Annotated in this window: 19 protein-coding genes; 14 read left to right on the top strand and 5 right to left on the bottom strand. The window is 71.9% G+C overall.

Features of this window, described 5'->3' with window-relative positions; genetic code table 11:
• The first annotated feature begins 255 nt into the window (after window positions 1–255).
• From ABT297_RS11455 to ABT297_RS11435, 5 genes are all read left to right on the top strand, one after another.
• The gene (locus ABT297_RS11455; protein ID WP_350547663.1) at window positions 256–1,434 is read left to right on the top strand and encodes a sensor histidine kinase; all 1,179 of its coding nucleotides are present in this window, start codon (window positions 256–258) and stop codon (window positions 1,432–1,434) included.
• Window positions 1,431–2,111: a response regulator gene (locus ABT297_RS11450; protein WP_350547661.1), complete on the top strand. Its 681-nt coding sequence runs from the start codon at window positions 1,431–1,433 to the stop codon at window positions 2,109–2,111. Before ABT297_RS11455 ends, ABT297_RS11450 begins: the two co-directional genes overlap by 4 nt.
• A gap of 315 nt (window positions 2,112–2,426) precedes the next feature.
• Window positions 2,427–2,738 carry an ArsR/SmtB family transcription factor gene (locus ABT297_RS11445; RefSeq protein WP_350547659.1) on the top strand — a complete coding sequence of 104 codons (312 nt, stop codon included), beginning with the start codon at window positions 2,427–2,429 and terminating at the stop codon, window positions 2,736–2,738.
• Window positions 2,735–3,148: an SRPBCC family protein gene (locus ABT297_RS11440; protein ID WP_350547657.1), complete on the top strand. Its 414-nt coding sequence runs from the start codon at window positions 2,735–2,737 to the stop codon at window positions 3,146–3,148. Before ABT297_RS11445 ends, ABT297_RS11440 begins: the two co-directional genes overlap by 4 nt.
• Before the next feature lie 455 nt (window positions 3,149–3,603).
• On the top strand, window positions 3,604–4,251 hold the full coding sequence (locus ABT297_RS11435; RefSeq protein ID WP_350547655.1) for a VOC family protein: 648 nt from the start codon (window positions 3,604–3,606) through the stop codon (window positions 4,249–4,251).
• A gap of 32 nt (window positions 4,252–4,283) precedes the next feature.
• Here ABT297_RS11435 and ABT297_RS11430 read toward each other — a convergent pair whose 3' ends face one another.
• Together ABT297_RS11430 and ABT297_RS11425 are read right to left on the bottom strand one after the other, a co-directional pair.
• Window positions 4,284–4,832, bottom strand: a complete 549-nt coding sequence (locus ABT297_RS11430; RefSeq protein WP_350547653.1) for a YceI family protein — start codon at window positions 4,830–4,832, stop codon at window positions 4,284–4,286.
• A 35-nt stretch (window positions 4,833–4,867) separates the two neighbouring features.
• Entirely contained in the window at window positions 4,868–5,968 is a 1,101-nt protein-coding gene (locus tag ABT297_RS11425; RefSeq protein ID WP_350547651.1) for a PLP-dependent cysteine synthase family protein, read from the bottom strand.
• Window positions 5,969–6,120: 152 nt separating this feature from the next.
• On the opposite strand from ABT297_RS11425, the gene ABT297_RS11420 reads away from it, so the two are divergent.
• Together ABT297_RS11420 and ABT297_RS11415 are read left to right on the top strand one after the other, a co-directional pair.
• Entirely contained in the window at window positions 6,121–7,338 is a 1,218-nt protein-coding gene (locus ABT297_RS11420; protein ID WP_350547649.1) for a cytochrome P450, read from the top strand.
• A gap of 14 nt (window positions 7,339–7,352) precedes the next feature.
• Window positions 7,353–7,550, top strand: a complete 198-nt coding sequence (locus ABT297_RS11415; RefSeq protein ID WP_350547647.1) for a ferredoxin — start codon at window positions 7,353–7,355, stop codon at window positions 7,548–7,550.
• A 41-nt stretch (window positions 7,551–7,591) separates the two neighbouring features.
• Here ABT297_RS11415 and ABT297_RS11410 read toward each other — a convergent pair whose 3' ends face one another.
• Window positions 7,592–8,452 (bottom strand): M15 family metallopeptidase, encoded by an 861-nt coding sequence (locus tag ABT297_RS11410; protein ID WP_350547645.1) that lies wholly within the window; start codon window positions 8,450–8,452, stop codon window positions 7,592–7,594.
• Window positions 8,453–8,643: 191 nt separating this feature from the next.
• On the opposite strand from ABT297_RS11410, the gene ABT297_RS11405 reads away from it, so the two are divergent.
• Together ABT297_RS11405 and ABT297_RS11400 are read left to right on the top strand one after the other, a co-directional pair.
• The gene (locus tag ABT297_RS11405) at window positions 8,644–9,243 is read left to right on the top strand and encodes an HdeD family acid-resistance protein (protein WP_350547643.1); all 600 of its coding nucleotides are present in this window, start codon (window positions 8,644–8,646) and stop codon (window positions 9,241–9,243) included.
• A gap of 49 nt (window positions 9,244–9,292) precedes the next feature.
• Window positions 9,293–9,676 carry a YccF domain-containing protein gene (locus tag ABT297_RS11400; protein ID WP_350547641.1) on the top strand — a complete coding sequence of 128 codons (384 nt, stop codon included), beginning with the start codon at window positions 9,293–9,295 and terminating at the stop codon, window positions 9,674–9,676.
• Between the two features lie 19 nt (window positions 9,677–9,695).
• Here the strand turns inward: ABT297_RS11400 and ABT297_RS11395 are convergent, their stop codons facing one another.
• Window positions 9,696–9,890: a DUF2267 domain-containing protein gene (locus ABT297_RS11395; RefSeq protein ID WP_350547639.1), complete on the bottom strand. Its 195-nt coding sequence runs from the start codon at window positions 9,888–9,890 to the stop codon at window positions 9,696–9,698.
• 80 nt (window positions 9,891–9,970) lie between these two features.
• Here ABT297_RS11395 and dnaK point away from each other — a divergent pair, with 80 nt between their 5' ends.
• Genes dnaK through clpB form a run of 5 tightly spaced genes read left to right on the top strand, consistent with a single transcriptional unit; the run spans window position 9,971 to window position 16,227 of the window.
• Window positions 9,971–11,848, top strand: coding sequence for a molecular chaperone DnaK (gene dnaK / locus ABT297_RS11390; protein WP_350547637.1), 1,878 nt, complete (start codon window positions 9,971–9,973; stop codon window positions 11,846–11,848).
• Between the two features lie 3 nt (window positions 11,849–11,851).
• Entirely contained in the window at window positions 11,852–12,403 is a 552-nt protein-coding gene (locus ABT297_RS11385) for a nucleotide exchange factor GrpE (protein WP_350547635.1), read from the top strand.
• Window positions 12,393–13,307, top strand: a complete 915-nt coding sequence (locus tag ABT297_RS11380) for a DnaJ C-terminal domain-containing protein (RefSeq protein ID WP_350547633.1) — start codon at window positions 12,393–12,395, stop codon at window positions 13,305–13,307. Before ABT297_RS11385 ends, ABT297_RS11380 begins: the two co-directional genes overlap by 11 nt.
• Complete coding sequence (locus ABT297_RS11375) at window positions 13,304–13,609, top strand: chaperone modulator CbpM (RefSeq protein WP_350547631.1); 306 nt, start codon at window positions 13,304–13,306, stop codon at window positions 13,607–13,609. The genes ABT297_RS11380 and ABT297_RS11375 overlap by 4 nt, the downstream gene beginning before the upstream one ends.
• Complete coding sequence (clpB, locus tag ABT297_RS11370; RefSeq protein ID WP_350547629.1) at window positions 13,600–16,227, top strand: ATP-dependent chaperone ClpB; 2,628 nt, start codon at window positions 13,600–13,602, stop codon at window positions 16,225–16,227. The genes ABT297_RS11375 and clpB overlap by 10 nt, the downstream gene beginning before the upstream one ends.
• A 47-nt stretch (window positions 16,228–16,274) precedes the next feature.
• Here clpB and ABT297_RS11365 read toward each other — a convergent pair whose 3' ends face one another.
• Window positions 16,275–17,561 carry a glycoside hydrolase family 3 N-terminal domain-containing protein gene (locus ABT297_RS11365; protein WP_350547627.1) on the bottom strand — a complete coding sequence of 429 codons (1,287 nt, stop codon included), beginning with the start codon at window positions 17,559–17,561 and terminating at the stop codon, window positions 16,275–16,277.
• Window positions 17,562–17,608 lie beyond the last annotated feature (47 nt).

Genomic DNA, 17,608 nt, shown 5'->3' with positions numbered 1-17,608 from the left:
GGCGGTACGAACGGGTCGCCAGCCGAGTGAAGACGGTAGCTCGGTGTGTCTGTTCCCTGTGCTCCCTGTGCGCGGTCTGCGCCATCGTGCGCCTGCCTCCCCTGGCATCGGCTGGATTGCTCGACCGGGACGGTAGGAGTGCGGGACGCCGCGGGACAACACCCGGTGAAGGGAGCGCCGTGTACCCCCACGGAGGTACACGGCGTCCTCCCCAGGAGCGTTCCGCCGGGCGGTTCGGCTCTCTAGGCTGGCATCGTGGACAGGCGTACCGCGCTGCTGGATGCCGGGATCGCGGCGCTCACCCTCGCCATCGCGGTGAGCACCCTCGCCATGGATGGGCTCGGCACCCCGGACCCGAAGTCCGTCCCGCTCGACGCGCTCGGCGTGGTGCTCGCCGTCGGGTCGTCGGTGCCGCTGGCGCTGCGTGGGCGTGCCCCGGTGACCGTCTACGTGGTCGTTGGCGTGGCCTCCCTCGCCCTGATGATGCTGAACTATCCGCTGGACTTCCCGCTCGGCGCCGCGATCGGCGGGTACGGCGTCGCCGCGCGGTACAGCGGCGGCTCCGATCTGGTGCGGCGTTCCGCGCTGGCCGCGGTGGTCGGGTTCGGTCCGTTGATGGCGGTCGCGTACCAGCTGGCCGGTGACGACCTGACCCGCATCTCGGTCGAACTGACCTTTCTGGCGGTGATGTTCGTCGCGATCTGGATCACCGGCGACCGTAGCCGGCTGCGCCGTGAGCGCATCGTCGCGCTGGAGGAGCGGGCCGCGCGGACCGAGCGCGAGGTGGAGCGGGAGCACCGGCTCGCCGCCGCGCAGGAGCGCACCCGCATCGCGCGGGAGCTGCACGACTCGGCCGGTCACGCGATCAGCGTCATTCTCGTGCAGGCCGGGGCCGCGCGGTTGCTGCACGAGCGCGACCCGGAGCGTTCCAAGCGGGCACTGGCCACGATCGAGGACGTCGCTCGCGGCACGATGGATGAGATCGGCCGCTTGGTCCGGGCACTGCGTGAGGACGGGCAGAGCGACCTGACGCCGGCCGGCCCGGCCGCGATCGACGACCTCCTGGACGGGTTCCGATCGGGCGGGCTGGCGCTGACCAGCCGCATCGTCGGCTCCCCCGGTGCGGTGCCGCGCAGTGTCGCCTCGGCGGCGTACCGGATCCTGCAGGAGGCGCTGACCAACGCGACGCGCCACGGCGACGGCAGCGCCGACGTGACCGTGCGTTTCGCCGCGGAGGCCGTCGAGATCGCCGTCACCAACCCGACCGGTACCACGATCCCGCCGTCCGGCGGCGGGCACGGCATCGTCGGGATGCGGGAGCGGGCTGTGCTGCTGGGCGGGACGCTGCGGGCCGGGGTGACCGGCGGCGTGTACCGGCTGTCGGCCCGGCTGCCGCATTTCGCGGCCGACGGGGCTCCCGGCGTGATGACGTGAGCGGGCCGAGGGTGCTGGTGGTCGACGACGACGACCTGATGCGGGCCGGGCTGCGGGCGGTGCTGTCCAGCGACGACCACATCCTCGTGGTCGGCGAGGCCGCGGACGGGCGGGAGGCCGTCGAGCAGACCCGGCGGGTGAGCCCGGACGTCGTGCTCATGGACGTGCGGATGCCACACCTGGACGGTATCGGCGCCACCCGCGAGATCGTGGCGAGCGGCTCACCGGCCCGGATTCTCATCCTCACGACGTTCGAGGACGACGACTACGTGTTCGGGGCGCTGAGCGCGGGCGCCTCCGGGTTCCTGCTCAAACGTACCCAGCCGGAGCAGCTCATCGCCGCGATTCACACCATCGCGGCCGGCGAGTCGCTGCTGTCGCCGGCGGTGACCCGGACCGTCATCGACCGGATGGCCCGCCAGCCGCGGCCGGATCCGGTCGCCGGGCGACGGCTGCGGGAACTGACGCCGCGCGAGCGGGAGGTGCTGGAATCGGTGGCGCGGGGGCACACCAACGCCGAGATCGCCGAGCTGCTCGGCGTCGAGGAGTCGACGGTCAAGACGCACGTGAAACGGATCCTGGCGAAGCTGCGGCTGCGCGACCGGGTGCAAGTGGTGATCCTGGCGTACGAGACGGGTCTGATCCGTCCGGGCGACGCCGCGGAGCGGAGGCGCTGACACCGCGACCGTGACGCCGGAGCCACGGATCCGGACCCGCCTGCCGCCCTAGATGATTGATGCCTTGAAAATCAGTGGTCATAGGCGACCAGGGATCGCTTGACGGGTGCGTCGATGGTCCAGTACCTGCATCACGGCCAGGCAGACCACGTCGGCAGGGATCAGCAATGGCCGGCGTCCGTGGACGATTCGGTTGCCGTGCGTCCAGGGTTAGGTGGCGGATTCGGTGGATCTTGGTTCAGTCGGGCAGGCTTTGGGTGTTGGTCGCGTCGGAAATCGTTGACATGTCGGCAACCTCCGACATATCTTGTAGCGGTGCCTGAAGACGACGTGTTCCTCGCCCTGGCGAACCCGATTCGCCGCAGGCTGCTGCAACTGCTCGCCGAGGGACCTCGAACGGCTGGCGACCTCGCCCACCAGTTCGACCTGAGCCGGCCAGCCGTCGCCGAGCACCTGCAGGTGCTGCGGCGCGCGGCACTGGTGCACGACGAACCCAGGGGCCGGCAACGGCACTATCACCTGACCGCGGAGCCACTCGCCCAGGTCGGCGACTGGCTGCACCCGTTCGAACGCTTCTGGCGCGAGCGGCTGCGCTCGCTCGCCGATGTCACCGAGGAGGACCAGTGACCGCAACCAACACCGACACCATCGCCATCGACCAGTTCGTCGACGCCCCACCGAGCAAGGTCTGGCGCACGCTGACCGCCCCAGAACTGCACGCCCGCTGGTGGGTGCCTGGCGACATCGCCGCCACCGTCGGCCACCGCTTCCACCTCCAGATGCCCGGCTGGGGGGCGGTGGCGTGCGAAGTTCTCGAGGTAGTCCCCGAACAGAAGCTCGTCTACACGTTCAACGAGACCTGGACGCTGACCTGGCGTCTGGCTGCGGAAGGCAGAGGCACCCGCCTGTTCTTCGAGCACAGCGGATTCGACTTCGACCAGAAATCCGAACGTGACGCCTTCAACCGGATGGGACCGGGATGGCGTGACCAGATGCTGCCCCAACTGGCACAGACCGCCACCCAACTCACCGATTGAGCTTCAACGCCCTGGCCCTGCCGGGCCAGGGACGGACTACCCATCGACGTGTGTGACACGCCAACCAAATCTGGACGACGCCGTTTCGGCGCGGAAACCATCGTCTACGGCAAGCCCGGCCCCGCCTGCTTGCCAGCGGAATCCTGGACCCGCTGAACAACGGCTCCAGGATCACGGAGCGAACGCGCTGCTCCCTGTACACTTTTACTCCGTGTTCATGGAGAACATGATGGTCGGGCGACGCAGATTCGCAGGCGCGGCCCGCGCCGCCCGAACTCTGCGTTGCCATTACCTCTCCTGTTCACCTTGAAGTTCGTTGCACATCGGCATGTGCGCCGGGCACGATCCTGGTGGTCACGGTCAGCGACGATGCGTTCCCTGGTGTGACGGCTCTGGGCCGCTGCGCATGCTCGTGATTGACAGCGATCCCGCTGACAGATCAAGGAGTGAGAGTCATGAGCAGCAGCGAGACCGGCAAGGCCGACTTCAAGCTCGAGGCGGTCGTGATCCCCGTGCGCGATGTCGATCGGTCGAAGCGGTTCTACCAGGACCTGGGCTGGCGGCTCGACGCCGACTTCGGCTTCGACAACGGCTTCCGGGTCGTCCAGTTCACCCCGCCGGGGTCGCCTGCCTCGATCCAGTTCGGCAGCCGGATCACCAACCAGGCCCCGGGTACCGCCGAGGGAATCTACCTGGTGGTCGCCGACATCCGGGCGGCGCACGACGAGCTCGTGAAGCTGGGCGCGGACGTGACCGAGGTGTTCCATCCGGCGGCGCCGGGTGCGCAGTTCGGGCAGATCGCCGACGGGCGAGCCGGCGGGCCGGCGGGCGACCGCGCCAGCTACGGCTCGTTCGCCACCTTCCGTGACCCGGACGGCAACAGCTTCCTGCTGCAGGAGGTCACCACGCGGCTCCCCGGGCGGGTCGAGCCGGGGACGACGACGTACGCGTCGCTGAACGACCTGGCCGGCGCGATCAGGCGGGCGGCGGCCGCCCACGGCGAACACGAGGCCCGCAACGGCGGTGCGTACGACGAGAGCTGGCCGGAGTGGTACGCGGCATACATGGTCGCCGAGAACCAGGGCGAACAGCTCCCGCAGTGATGCCGCTACGAAACCCGCCGCTCGACATCCTGTCAAGCAAGCTCGACCTCGAGCTCCACCTCGACGTCGTCGCGGACCTTGAGCGCGCCGAGGAAGGCCGAGTACGGCTTGATTCCGAACGCCGACTGGGTCACCACCGTGGTGGCACGATACCGCTCGGGCGTCACCGCGCGAACGTGGACGTCGATGGGGGCGGCGACCCCGTGCAGCGTGAGCGTTCCGCTGATCGTCGCGTGGTCGTCGCCCATGACGACGCCGGCGGACTCGAAGGTGGCCGCCGGGTGGCGATCGACGCCCAGCGTCCGCCTGGCGTTCTTCTCGATCTCGCCCCGGTCCTTGTCGGACAGCGGTAGCGCACCGCCGGTGCCTTCCCGCACGACCAGGGAGCCCAGCTCGACGTGGGCCGTCACGGTGGCATCCGCCGGTCCGGTCTCTGGAATGTCGATCCGCACCGACCAGTCGGTCATCTCGATGGTCAGGTCGTGGCCGACGGTCGAGCCGACACCCTTGCGGCGGGTGTGCAACAACATGTGCCCGTTGTGCGGGTCGAACCGCAACGGGCCGGTCCTGATCAGCACCATCCCAGCCTAGCGCCGGGGCCGGCAGGAGGTCCCAGTCACCGAGGTTCGGTCCACTCACCGTGGGCGAGGAAGCGGTCGATCACCTCGATGTACGGGGTCGGGTCGAGCTGCTTCTCCCGGGTCCAGGCGTCGTCGTAGTAGGTGTCGCGGTAGGCGGTGGCGCCGTCGCAGATCAGGGTGGCGATGCTGCCCGTTTCACCGCGCTGGAGCATGCCGTGGGCGAGGCGCAGGGCACCCCAGAGATTGGTGCCGGTCGACGGGCCGACCGACCAGCCGGTGGTGGTCGCGAGATGACGCATGGCGGCGACGCTCGCCGCGTCGGGCACGGGAATCATGAAATCGACGACCGTGGGCAGGAACGCCGGTTCGACACGGGGCCGGCCGATGCCTTCGATCCGTGACGGCATCCCGGTTCCGTATCCCGGGTAGTCGGTGACCCAGCTTGGCCAATAGGCGGAGTTCTCCGGGTCCACCACCGCGAGCCGGGTGGGATACCCGTGATAGCGCAGGTGCCGGCCCAGGGTCGCGCTGGTCGCCCCGGTGCCGGCGCCCACGACGGCCCACGCGGGCGGGCTGCCTTCGCGCGCGATCGTCTGTGCGGTCAGGGTTGCGCCGACACTGTCGAAGCCGCGCCAGTCCTCGACATGCGCCGCGGAAGTCAGGTGGTCGAGGTAATGGCCGCCGAGCTCCGCCGCGAGCCTCGCGGCCTCGTCGTACATGGCAGCCGGTGGGTCAAAGGGGTGGCAGCGGCCACCGTAGCGCTCGATTCGCTCCCGCTTCACCGCTGATGTCCTGCCCGGCACGACGGCGACGAACCGCAGGCCCAGCACGGCCGCGAAGTAGGCGGTGGCGACCGCCGTGTTGCCGGCCGTCGCCTCGACCACGGTCGTTCCCTCGCCGATGTCGCCGCGGGCGACCGCGTCTTCCATCAGCCGGCGGACCAAGCGGTGCTTGAGGCTTCCGGTGGGACGCTGCGACTCGTCCTGCAGGTACAGCGAGACACCCCACGCCTCCGGAAGCGGGTAGCGGCGCAGCGCTACTGGCGTCTCCGCGGCTGCCTCGGCGCGCAACCGCGCCAGCGCCCGCTGCGTCCACAGCCGCTCGCCGGCGTGGGCCGGACCGTCAGGATCGTTCATGGCTCCCCGTCACGACGCCAAACGTACCGTCCGGCGGGTGAGGCCGCACGCCGTCGTCACGGGCAGGCTTGAAGCGGTGACGCCGTGTTAGCCTTTGCATCGACATCGACGAATCGCATTCGTCCCCGATCGCACCGTGCGGAGGAGCGTCCATGACCGCGACGGCCCAGGCCCGGCCGCAACTGCCCTTCGACCGGCCCAACGTCCTCGACATCGCGCCGTTGTATGACGTGCTGCGCCGTGAGGCCCCGCTCACCCGGGTCACCACGCCCGCCGGCGACCCCGCCTGGCTGGTGACCGCCTACGCCGAGGCGAGGCAGATCTTCGGCGACCGGCGCTTCGGCCGATCCCACCCGGCGCCACGGGAGGCGGCCCGGATCTCGCACGCGGCCGTCCTCGACGGGCCGTCCGGCGACTATGACACCGAGGAGCGCGAGCACGCCCGGATGCGCCGCCTGCTGGTGCCGGCGTTCTCCGCGCCGCGGATGCGCCGCCTGGCCGGGCGGATCGAGGAGCTCACCGCCCGCTGCCTCGACGACATGCAGGCCGCCCATGACGCCCGTCCGGGCGAGCCGGTCAACCTGCACGAGCTGCTCGCCTTCCCGCTGCCGGTGCTCGTCATCTGCGAGCTGCTCGGTGTGCCCTACGCCGACCGCGCCCACTTCCGGCAGCTGTCCGAGCGCATCGGCCTCATCGACGGCGGCGCGGACGCGCGGGCGGCGATGGAGGAGTTCAAGGTGTACACCCTCGGGCTCGCCGAGGCCAAGCGTCGCACGCCGGGCCCCGACGTCATCTCCGACCTCGTCGCCGCGCAGGCCGAGGACCCCACGTTCACCGAGGACGAGCTGGCCCGCCTCGCCGCCGGGCTCATCTTCGCCGGGCACGAGACCACCTCGACCCGCATCGACCTGGGCGTCCTGCTGCTGCTCGCCGACCTGCGCCGGCGCGACCGGTTCGCCGGGGACCCGGACGCCGAGGTGGGCCCGACCGTGGAGGAGATCCTGCGCGTCACCGCGCCCGGCGGGCTGGGGCTGCTCCGGTATGCCCACGAGGACGTCGAGGTCGGCGCCGTCACCATCGCCCGCGGCGAGGCGGTGATCATCTCCAGCAACGCCGCCAACCGCGACGCCTCGGTCTTCGCCGACCCGGCCGAGTTCGACCCGGGCCGGCGGCCCAACGCGCACCTCGCCTTCGGTCACGGCGTCCACGTCTGCGTCGGGGCCAACCTCGCCCGCACCGAGCTGCGCACCGTGTTTCCCGCTCTGCTGCGCCGCTTCCCGGGCCTGCGCCTCGCCGTCGACCCGGACGACATCGAGATCCGGCACAACCGGCTCACCGGCGGTGTGGATGAGGTACCCGTGACGTGGTGAACGGAGATGGATCGGTGAAGATCAGCGCCGACACCGGCGTGTGCGTGGCCTCCGGCCAGTGCGCGCTGCTGCTGCCTCAGGTCTTCGACCAGCGCGACGAGGACGGCGTGGTGGTCCTGCTCGACGAGCGACCCCCGCCGGCCCTGCGTGAGGCGGCCCGTCAGGCCGTCCTCGGCTGCCCGTCGGGGGCCCTGCGCATCGACGAGGACTGACAGCCGGGCCGCCTCACGCAGGGCCGGCGAATACAGGTCCGTCAGGCGACCGGGAAGTTGTGGTACGTGTCCGGGAACGGCTCGCCGTTGAGGGTGTAGTGCCACCACTCCTTCGGGTAGTTCCTGAAGCCCCCGGCGGACATGAGGCCGGTCAGCAGGGCCCGGTTGTCGCGCTCCGCCGGGTTCAGGCCCGCCGTCGCCGTGTGGGCCAGCGGGTCGAAGCAGTCGAAGCCGGTGCCCATGTCGATCGTGTTGTCCGGGAACCGCTGCCGCGCCGGGGCGGTGCACGACACCAACTCCTCGTCCGCGCGATACGGCGGCTGCGCGCGAGCCGGCATCGCCACCAGCGTCAGGTCGAGCGTGCTGCCCCGGCTGTGCGCGGTCGGCCCGCCGATGTAGCCGTCGTCGAAGAGCGCGGACTTGTCGACGCGCGGGTAGAACTCGCCCTTCATGCGCTGGTCGGCGTCGCCGGACCAGCGGACGAAGTCGTCGACCGCCTGCTGGGGGCGGTAGCAGTCGTACACCTTGAGGCTGTACCCGCGCGAAAGGGCCCTTTGCTGTACGCGGTGCAGCGCCTCGGCGGCCTGGCGGGTGAGCAGGCAGCGCGGCCGGAGGTATCCGGTGACCGGCCGGCCGACGAAGTTGTGCGGGGTGGCGTACCGGATGTCGGACAGGATGCTGTCGTCGACATCGGACAGTGCCACGAAGCCGGCCGGTACCGGTGCGAACGACGGCGACGGCGACGGCGACGGCGACGGCGACGGGCTCGGCGGCTCCGTCGGGGACGGCGACCCGGCGGCGGAGGAGGCCGTCGCGGCGGACGGCGCCGGCGGGCCGGGCCGCGCCGGGGCACCACACGCGGCCAGGGACAGGCAGGCCACCACGGCGATCAGCAGGCGCACGCCGGGATTATTCGGCTTCCGCTCCGGTCGATGCGGCGCCGCCCGCCACGCGTGCCACCCGGCGGGCGGCCGTACCCACCGGCGCCCGATGTCACGCGCGTACCGCCACTGGATCTTTTCACCCGACCCGGGCGATGGACCTGCGAGACCGGCGGGTCGACGCTGATCGTGTCGTCAAGGAGGTGGGAAGGATGACCACCGTTCCGGAAAGGGCCTCCACCCACGCGGTGCGCGGCCCGGTGACGGTGCCGTTCTGGCCGCTGCTGAGTGCCGGCGTGATCACCCTGCTGTTCGGCCTGGGGGTGCTGGCCTGGCCGCAGGTGACGCTGCGACTCGTCGGCCTGATGGCCGGCGCCTGGCTGCTGGTGATCGGCCTGATGCGCGTCTTCGGCGCCTTCCGGGCCGGTCGACGGGCCGGTCGCGACGAAACGGCGCGGGGCGTTTCGATGCGCCGGATCGTCGACGGTGCCTTCGGCCTCATGCTGGTGATCGTCGGCCTGGTGTGCCTGCGGGACGCCGCGGCCGGCGTCGTGGCGGTGTCGGTGCTCATCGGCCTGGCCTGGCTGCTGAGCGGATTCGCCGGGGTGCTGCTGGGCGCGTTCACCGCCGGCGACGTGCGGGGCTGGCTGTTCGGGATCGGTGCGGTGTCGATCGCCGTCGGCGTGCTGTTCCTGGCGTGGCCGAGCCTGTCCCTGCAGATCCTGGTGCTGCTGAGCGGCATCACCGCGATCGTCCTCGGCGTCGCCGAGATCGCCCTGGCCTTCCGCGTCCGCCGGGCCGTCGCGGCCTGACGCTCGGGATCGGGGCCGCCCGGTTGCGCGCATGCGCCATGATCTGAGTGTGATCCGATTCGTCCTCAACGTGCTCTGGCTCATCTTCGGCGGCGGGTTGGTGCTGTTCCTCGGCTACGCGCTCGCGGCGGTCATCTGCTTCGTGCTCGTCGTGACGATCCCGTTCGCGGTCGCGTCGTGGCGGCTGGCCGTGTATTCGCTGTGGCCGTTCGGCCGCACCGTGCGCGCCAAGTCCGGCGGTTCCGGGGTCGTCACCGGGCTGGCCAACGTGCTCTGGGTGGTGCTCGCCGGATGGTGGCTCGCCCTGACGCACATCACCGCCGGCATCGGGCTGTGCGCGACCCTCATCGGCATCCCGTTCGGCATCGCGCACTTCAAGCTGGTCCCGGCCGCCTTCTGGCCGCTGGGCCGCGAGATCGCCGACCTGGACTGAGCAGCCGCCGGACCAGGCCCTACCGGCTCGCCACGGGTCCCAGCAGTTCGTGGTACTCCTCCGACAGCTGCGCCAGCACGCCGTCGAACTCCCCCGCGCTGACCGCGTCGCGCAGGGTCTCCAGCGATGAACCTTTGTGGTTACCCGGCGGGGTGTGCGGGTAAACGGCTCGGCTGTGGCGAACGATCCGGCCACCGGGCGACCGGCGGCTCATCCGGGCCAGAGGAAGTGACGCTCGGTACAGCGGCGGAAGGTCGAACAGAGGACGTCACGCGTCGGAAGGATCTGAGACCCATGGCCAGGGCAGTAGGCATCGACCTTGGGACGACGAACTCGGTGATCGCCGCGTTCGAGGGCGGTCAGGCCACGGTGATCGCCAACGCCGAGGGCAGCCGGACCACGCCGTCCGTCGTCGCGTACACCACCGGCGGCGAGCGTCTCGTCGGGCACCTCGCCAAACGTCAGGCGGCGCTGAACCCGGAGGGCACCATCACCTCGGCGAAGCGCTTCGTCGGCCGCCGGTTCGACGAGGTGACCGAGGAGGCCAGGACGGTCACGTACAAGGTCGTCTCCGGTCCCGAGGGCGCGGTCCGGTTCGACGTGCGCGGCAAGCTGATCTCGCCGGAGGAGGTCTCCGCGCAGGTGCTGCGCAAGCTCGCCGACGACGCCGCGAAGTACCTGGGCGAGCGGGTCACCGAGGCCGTCATCACCGTGCCCGCGTACTTCAACGACGCCCAGCGGCAGGCGACCAAGGACGCCGGACGCATCGCCGGCCTCGAGGTCTTGCGCATCATCAACGAGCCGACGGCCGCCGCGCTCGCCTACGGCCTGGACAAGGCCGGCCACGAGACGGTGCTGGTGTTCGACCTCGGCGGCGGCACGTTCGACGTGAGCATCCTCGACGTCGGCGACGGCGTCGTGGAGGTACGCGCGACCGCCGGCGACACCCACCTGGGCGGCGACAACTTCGACCACCGGCTGGTCGACCACATCGCCGAGCAGTTCAAGCAGGAGCAGGGCATCGACCTGCGCAAGGACCCGCAGGCGCTGCAGCGGCTCATCGAAGCCGCCGAGCGGGCCAAGATCGAGCTGTCGTCGGTACCGCAGACGCAGGTGAACCTGCCGTTCATCACCGCCGACGCCAACGGCCCGAAGCACCTGACGATGACGATCACCCGGGCGGTGTTCGAGGACCTGACGCACGACCTGCTGGAGCGGACCATGGGCCCGGTGCGGCAGGCGATGAGCGACGCGAAGGTCAGCGAGGGCGACCTCGACGAGGTCATCCTCGTCGGCGGCGCGACCCGCATGCCTGCCGTGCAGGCGCTCGTGCGGCGCCTCACCGGCGGCAAGGACCCGAACATGAGCGTCAACCCGGACGAGGTCGTCGCGCTCGGTGCCGCGATCCAGGCCGGCGTGCTCAAGGGCGAGGTGCGCGACGTCGTGCTGCTCGATGTCACGCCGCTGTCGCTGGGCGTGGAGACGCTCGGCGGGCTCATGACGAAGGTCATCGACCGCAACACGACCATCCCGACGCGGCGCACGGAGACGTTCACGACCGCGGAGGACAACCAGCCCGCGGTCGAGGTGGTCGTACTGCAGGGCGAGCGCGAGCGCGCCGCCGACAACCGGGTGCTCGGCCGGGTACGGCTGGAGAACATCCGGCCCGCCCCGCGCGGCGGCCCGCAGATCGAGGTCACCTACGACATCGACGCCAACGGCATCCTCAACGTCTCGGCGAGGGACAAGGACACCGGCGGCGAGCAGAAGATCACCATCACCGAGAGCGGCACGCTGGACAAGAGCGAGGTCGAGCGCATGGTGCGCGAGGCCGAGCAGCACCGCACCGAGGACGAGCGGACGCGCCGGGTGATCGAGACGCGCAACGAGCTCGACGGCGCCGCGTACCAGGTGCAGCGGATGCTCGACGAGCGCGGCGACCAGGTGCCCGAGCACGAGCGCGCCCGCGCCGAGATGCTGGTGCAGCAGGCGCACGAGGCGGTCAAGGATCCGGACGCCGACCAGCAGCGGATGCAGGGCCTGACCGCGGACCTGCGGCAGGTCACCTACAGCCTCGCCGGCGCCGCGCAGCAACCGCGGCAAGAGGCGCAGCGGCCGGCCGGGGCCGCGTCCGACGAGGACGTCGTCGACGCCGACTTCACCGGCGGGTGAGCGATGACCGGCGAACCCGTCGAGGCCGCCGAGCCGACCGGGCCCACCGAACCTCCCGAGGCAGGCGGCCCCGAGCGGGCGGAGGCCGCGGCCGAGCTCGAGGAGCTGCGGGATCGGTGGCAACGCGCCGCCGCCGACGCCGACAACGCCCGCAAGCGCTGCGATCGGCTCATCGCGGAGCGCACCGCGGCCGAGCGGCTGCGGGTCACCACCGCCTGGCTGCCCGTGCTCGACCACCTGGACCTGGCGCTGCGCCACGCCGAGGCCGACCCGCAGTCCATCGTGCAGGGCGTGGCCCATGTGCGGCAGGACGCGCAGTCCGCGCTGGCGCGGCTGGGGTTCGAGCCGATCGGCGCCGAGGGCGAACCGTTCGACCCCGCGCGGCACGAGGCGGCCGAGGCGGTCGAGGACCCGCGGGTGCCGCCCGGCACGGTGGTGCGGGTGGTACGCCCCGGCTACGGCGGGCCCGGCGGCCTGCTGCGCCCGGCGATCGTCGCGGTGGCCAGGCCCCCCGGCCCGACCCCCGGCTCGGAGCGGCCCGACCATGGCGGATGACTACTACCAGGTGCTCGGCGTGCCGAGGACCGCGACGGTCGAGGAGATCCAGCGGGCGTACCGCACGCTGGCCCGCCGCAGCCACCCCGACGTCAGCAAGGAGCCGGGCGCCGAGGAGCGGTTCAAGCGGATCACCGAGGCGTACCACGTGCTCTCCGACCCGAAGAGCCGCGCGAAGTACGACCGGTTCGGCGACCAGTGGCGCCAGGTCCCCGACGACTTCGAGTCGCGGCGGTACGCCGGGGCGGGCTCCGGGGCCGGGGCGGGCCGGCGCCGTTCGCCCGGCGGCGGGTTCGAGGCCGGGTTCCAGAACATCGACCTCGAGGACCTCCTCGGCGGCATGTTCGGCGAGCGCTTCCACGGCGGGGCCGTGCCCGGCGCGGACACCGAGGCCGAGCTCACCATCGGCCTGGAGGACGTCTACCGCGGCGGCCGGCGCACGGTCACCCTGCCCGGCGGGCACCGCTACGAGGTGGCGATCCCGCAGGGGGTGACCGAGGGGCAGCGGATCCGGCTCGCCGGGCAGGGATCCGGTGGCCTCGGCGGGGGTCCGCCCGGCGACCTGTACCTCATCGTGCACCTGGCGCCCGACCCGCGGTACACCGTCTCCGGCCGGGACGTCACGGCGCGGCTCCCGGTCACGCCGTGGGAGGCGGCGCTCGGGGCGAAGGTGCCGCTGCGCACCCCGGCGGGCGGGGAGGTGCGGCTGGACGTGCCGGCCGGCTCGTCCTCCGGGCGGCGGCTGCGCCTGCGCGGCCAGGGGCTGCCGAACCCGCGCGGCAACCCCGGCGACCTCTATGCCGAAATCAGGATCATGGTCCCGCCGGCGCCGACGGCCGAGGAACGACGGCTGTTCGAGGAGCTGGCGAGGGTCTCCAAGTACGACCCCCGGAGTACCCGATGACTTATGCGATCGTCCATCGCCCGTCCGTGTCCCTGGACGCGTTGTCCCTGGACGCGTTCGCCGCCGCCGGTGGCGTCCACCCCCAGCTGGTCACGCGCCTCGTCGCGCTTGGCCTGCTGGAGCCGGTCGCCGGCCTGCGCGGCGAGCCCGCGTTCCCCGGCTCCCAGCTGGCCCGGCTCGCCCGGATCCGCCGGCTGCGGGCGGCCCTTCCGCTCAACTACGCCGCGGTCGGCGTGGTGCTGGACCTGCTCGCCCGCATCGACGAGCTCGAGGGCGAACTGAGGAGGCGGTCGTGGACCTGAACCGGCTCACCGAGAGGTCTCAGCAGGCGCTGATGGAGGCGCAGCACCTGGCGACCCGCGCGGGCCACGCCGAGGTCGACGGCGAGCACCTGCTGCTCGCCCTGCTCGACCAGCCCGAGGGCGTCACGGTGCGGCTGCTGAACGGCTGCGGCGTCGACGTGGCCGACCTGCGCGCGCAGGTGCGGGCCGACCTGAACCGGCGCCCGAGCGTCACCGGCCCCGGCGCCCAGCCCGGGCAGGTGTCGATCACGCAGCGGATGGCCCGGCTCCTCGACGCGGCGGAGCGGGAGGCGGCCCGGCTCAAGGACGAGTACGTCTCGGTCGAGCACCTGCTCCTGGCGCTCGTCGACGAGGGCTCGTCCACCGCGGCGGGACGGCGGCTGCACAACGTGGGCGTCAACCGTGAGCGGCTGCTGAACGAGCTCACCTCGGTGCGCGGCGCGCAGCGGGTCTCCTCGGCCAATCCCGAGGCGGCGTACGAGGCGCTGTCGAAGTACGGGCGGGACCTCGTCGCCGACGCCCGCCTGGGCCGGCTGGAGCCGGTCATCGGCCGCGACGAGGAGATCCGCCGCGTGGTGCAGATCGTGTCGCGCAAGACGAAGAACAACCCGGTGCTCGTCGGCGACCCCGGCGTGGGCAAGACCGCGATCGTCGAGGGGCTGGCGCAGCGCATCGTCAACCACGACGTGCCCGAGGGGCTGCGCGACAAGACGATCTTCGCCCTCGACATGGGGTCGCTGATCGCGGGCGCGAAGTACCGCGGCGAGTTCGAGGAGCGGCTCAAGGCCGTGCTCTCCGAGGTGACCGCCGCGCAGGGCCGCATCCTGCTGTTCGTCGACGAGCTGCACACCGTCGTCGGCGCGGGCGCCGCCGAGGGCGCGATGGACGCCGGAAACCTGCTCAAGCCGATGCTGGCCCGCGGCGAGCTGCGCATGATCGGCGCGACGACGCTGGAGGAGTACCGCAAGCACATCGAGAAGGACGCGGCGTTCGAGCGGCGCGTCCAGCCGATCCTGGTGTCCGAGCCCAGCCCGGAGGACGCGATCACCATCCTGCGCGGGCTGCGGGAGCGCCTCGAGGTGTACCACGGGGTCCGCATCCTCGACGCGGCGCTCGTGGCGGCCGTTCGGCTCTCCCATCGGTACATCGCCGACCGCTTCCTGCCGGACAAGGCCATCGACCTTGTGGACGAGGCCTGCGCGATGCTGCGCACCGAGATCGACTCGCAGCCGGCCGAGCTCGACAAGGCCGCCCGCCGCCTCATGCGCCTCGAGATGGAGGAGGCGGCGCTGTCCAAGGAGACCGACCCGGCCAGTGTCGCCCGCCTCGACCAGATCCACCGCGAGATCGCCGACCTGCGGGGCGAGGTCGACGCCATGCGCGCCCAGTGGAACGCCGAGCGCCAGGCCATCCGCAAGGTGCAGGAGCTGCGCGAGGAGATCGAGCGGGTACGCCGGGAGGCCGACCTCGCCGAGCGCCAGTACGACCTGGACCGCGCCGCGCAGCTGCGCCTCGGCCGGCTGCCCGAGCTCGAACGGCGGCTGGGGGCCGAGGAGGAGCGGCTCACCGACAAGCAGGGCGGGCATCGGCTCCTGCGCGAGGTGGTCACGCCGGACGAGATCGCCGGGATCGTCGCCCGCTGGACCGGCATCCCGACGAACCGCCTGCTGGAGGCGGAGCGGGACAAGCTGCTGCGCCTGGCCGACATCCTGCACGAGCGCGTCGTCGGCCAGGACGAGGCGGTGCAGGTCGTCGCCGACGCCGTCGTCCGCGCCCGGTCCGGTATCAAGGACCCACGCCGCCCGATCGGCTCGTTCCTCTTCCTGGGCCCGACCGGCGTGGGCAAGACCGAGCTCGCCAAGACCCTCGCGGCCGCGCTCTTCGACACCGAAGACAACATGATCCGGCTCGACATGAGCGAGTATCAGGAGCGGCACACGGTCTCCCGCCTGGTCGGGGCGCCGCCCGGGTACGTCGGCTACGAGGAGGGCGGGCAGCTCACCGAGGCGGTGCGCCGCAAGCCGTACTCCGTGATCCTGCTCGACGAGATCGAGAAGGCCCACCCGGACGTCTTCAACATCCTGCTGCAGCTGCTCGACGACGGCAGGCTCACCGACGCGCAGGGCCGCACCGTCGACTTCCGCAACACGGTCGTCATCATGACCAGCAACCTGGGCTCGCAGCTGCTGCTCGAGGGCGTGACGCCCGACGGCCGGCTCACCGAGGAGGCCCGCACCGGCGTCATGAACACGCTGCGCGGGTACTTCCGGCCGGAGTTTCTCAACCGCATCGACGAGACGGTCCTGTTCCGGCCGCTCACCCTGCCCGAGATCGAGCGGATCGTGGACCTGCTCATCGAGGACCTTCGCGCGCGCCTCGAGGAGCGCCGCATCACGCTGCGGATCACCGAGGGCGCGCGGCGGTTCATCGCCGAGGCGGGCTTCGACCCGGTGTTCGGCGCCCGCCCGCTGCGCCGCTTCCTGCAGCGGGAGCTGGAGACGCGCATCGCCCGCGCCCTGCTTGCCAGCGACGTCACCGAGGAAGCGACGATCACCGTCGAGCTCGGCCCGGACGGACTGGACGTGTCCTTCACCCCGGCTGTTCGGACCTCGCCATGATCACGGAGCGCTCGTGTACCAGGGCCTGGTACACGAGCACTCCGTGATCATGACGTCGCGGCGTTCGCGCAGCTCGCGATATCGGCACGGATCTTGCTACGCACCACGCGCGTCGCGGACTCGGTGATCCGCGCGGCGAACGCCGGGTCGCTCTTCGCGGCCGCGACCAGCGCCTCGGACATCGGCCCCGCGTCGGACAGTCGCACGCTGAGCACCAGGTCGCCGCCCGCTTTTACGAAGCGCACCGCCCGCTGCCCCAACGGCACCGAGCCGACCGCCTCGGCGGCGCCGAGGTCGTCGGACAGCACCAGCCCGGTGAAGCCGAGCTTGCCGCGCAGCAGGTCGGTGACGATCGGCGCGGAGAACGCGGCCACGTTGGCGGGGTCGAGCTTGGGGTAGGTCGCCGAGGAGATCATGACCGCGGCCGACCCGGCCTCGATGCCCTTGCTGAACGGCCGCAGCGACGGATCGTCCGCGGTGGTCAGGTCGTCGCGGGCGCCGGTCGCCGTGTCCGTGTTGACCCGCACCCGGCCCAGCCCCGGGAAGTGCTTGAGCGTGGTGAGCACCCCGGCGCCCTGCATCGCCGACACCACGGTCGCCACGTCGTCGGCGACCTCGTCCGGCGTCGAGCCGTACTGCCGGTCGAACCCTCCGATCGGCGGGTTCGCCTTGCCCACGTCCGCCGGCACCACGTCGGCGACGGGCGCGAGGTCGATGGTCACGCCGATGTCCTTGAGGCGCCCCGCCCACTCGGCGGTGCGGTCGCTCAGCGTGTCGCCGTCGAGCCGGCCCTGGCTGACCGCCGACGGGATGGCCGGGAAGTCCGCGCCCTTCAGGCTCTGCACCTGCCCGCCCTCCTGGTCGATGCCGATCTGCAGCGCGAGCCCGGAGGCCTGCCGGGACGCCTCCTGCAGCTGCCCGATCGCCTGCCGCATCGAGGCGGCCGACGCCGAGCTGCGCCCGGCCAGGAAGATCCCCCCGATCTTGTACCGCTGAATCGTCTGCACCGCGTTCAACGGCGACCCGATCGGCGTGCCGATCATCAACAGCTGGGCGGCCTGCTGCTCCAGCGTCATCTTGGCCACCAGCGAGGCGGCACAGTCGGGGCTCGCCGACGGCGACGCCGCGGCCGGCGAGCCGGCGCCGTCCCGCCCCGGCGACGCCGCGCCGGCCGGCGAGTTCGCCCCGGCGTCCCGCGACGGTCCGCCGCGCGCCCCTGGGACCGCGACGACGAGCACGGCCGCGACCAGCGCGACGGCCACCGTCACGACGGCCCACACCGGGAACGGCCCGATCCTCCCGCGCTCGCCGAGGCGGCGCGTTCCTCTCGGCATCCGTTGCTCCATCCCGCGCGACTCGCTGACGGCGCTTCCCACGCCGC

The organism is Dactylosporangium sp. NPDC000555, from assembly GCF_040300025.1.
GTDB lineage: Bacteria > Actinomycetota > Actinomycetes > Mycobacteriales > Micromonosporaceae > Dactylosporangium.
Note: the sequence above shows the minus strand (reverse complement) of the source record. Positions and strands in the feature narration are given on the sequence as shown.

Coding starts and splice junctions, on each gene's coding strand:
- ABT297_RS11435 (WP_350547655.1), top strand. CDS start 3,604: ATGAGCAGCAGCGAGACCGGCAAGGCCGACTTCAAGCTCGAGGCGGTC.
- ABT297_RS11430 (WP_350547653.1), bottom strand. CDS start 4,832: ATGGTGCTGATCAGGACCGGCCCGTTGCGGTTCGACCCGCACAACGGG.
- ABT297_RS11425 (WP_350547651.1), bottom strand. CDS start 5,968: ATGAACGATCCTGACGGTCCGGCCCACGCCGGCGAGCGGCTGTGGACG.
- ABT297_RS11420 (WP_350547649.1), top strand. CDS start 6,121: ATGACCGCGACGGCCCAGGCCCGGCCGCAACTGCCCTTCGACCGGCCC.
- ABT297_RS11405 (WP_350547643.1), top strand. CDS start 8,644: ATGACCACCGTTCCGGAAAGGGCCTCCACCCACGCGGTGCGCGGCCCG.
- ABT297_RS11395 (WP_350547639.1), bottom strand. CDS start 9,890: ATGAGCCGCCGGTCGCCCGGTGGCCGGATCGTTCGCCACAGCCGAGCC.
- dnaK (WP_350547637.1), top strand. CDS start 9,971: ATGGCCAGGGCAGTAGGCATCGACCTTGGGACGACGAACTCGGTGATC.
- ABT297_RS11385 (WP_350547635.1), top strand. CDS start 11,852: ATGACCGGCGAACCCGTCGAGGCCGCCGAGCCGACCGGGCCCACCGAA.
- ABT297_RS11380 (WP_350547633.1), top strand. CDS start 12,393: ATGGCGGATGACTACTACCAGGTGCTCGGCGTGCCGAGGACCGCGACG.
- ABT297_RS11375 (WP_350547631.1), top strand. CDS start 13,304: ATGACTTATGCGATCGTCCATCGCCCGTCCGTGTCCCTGGACGCGTTG.
- ABT297_RS11365 (WP_350547627.1), bottom strand. CDS start 17,561: ATGCCGAGAGGAACGCGCCGCCTCGGCGAGCGCGGGAGGATCGGGCCG.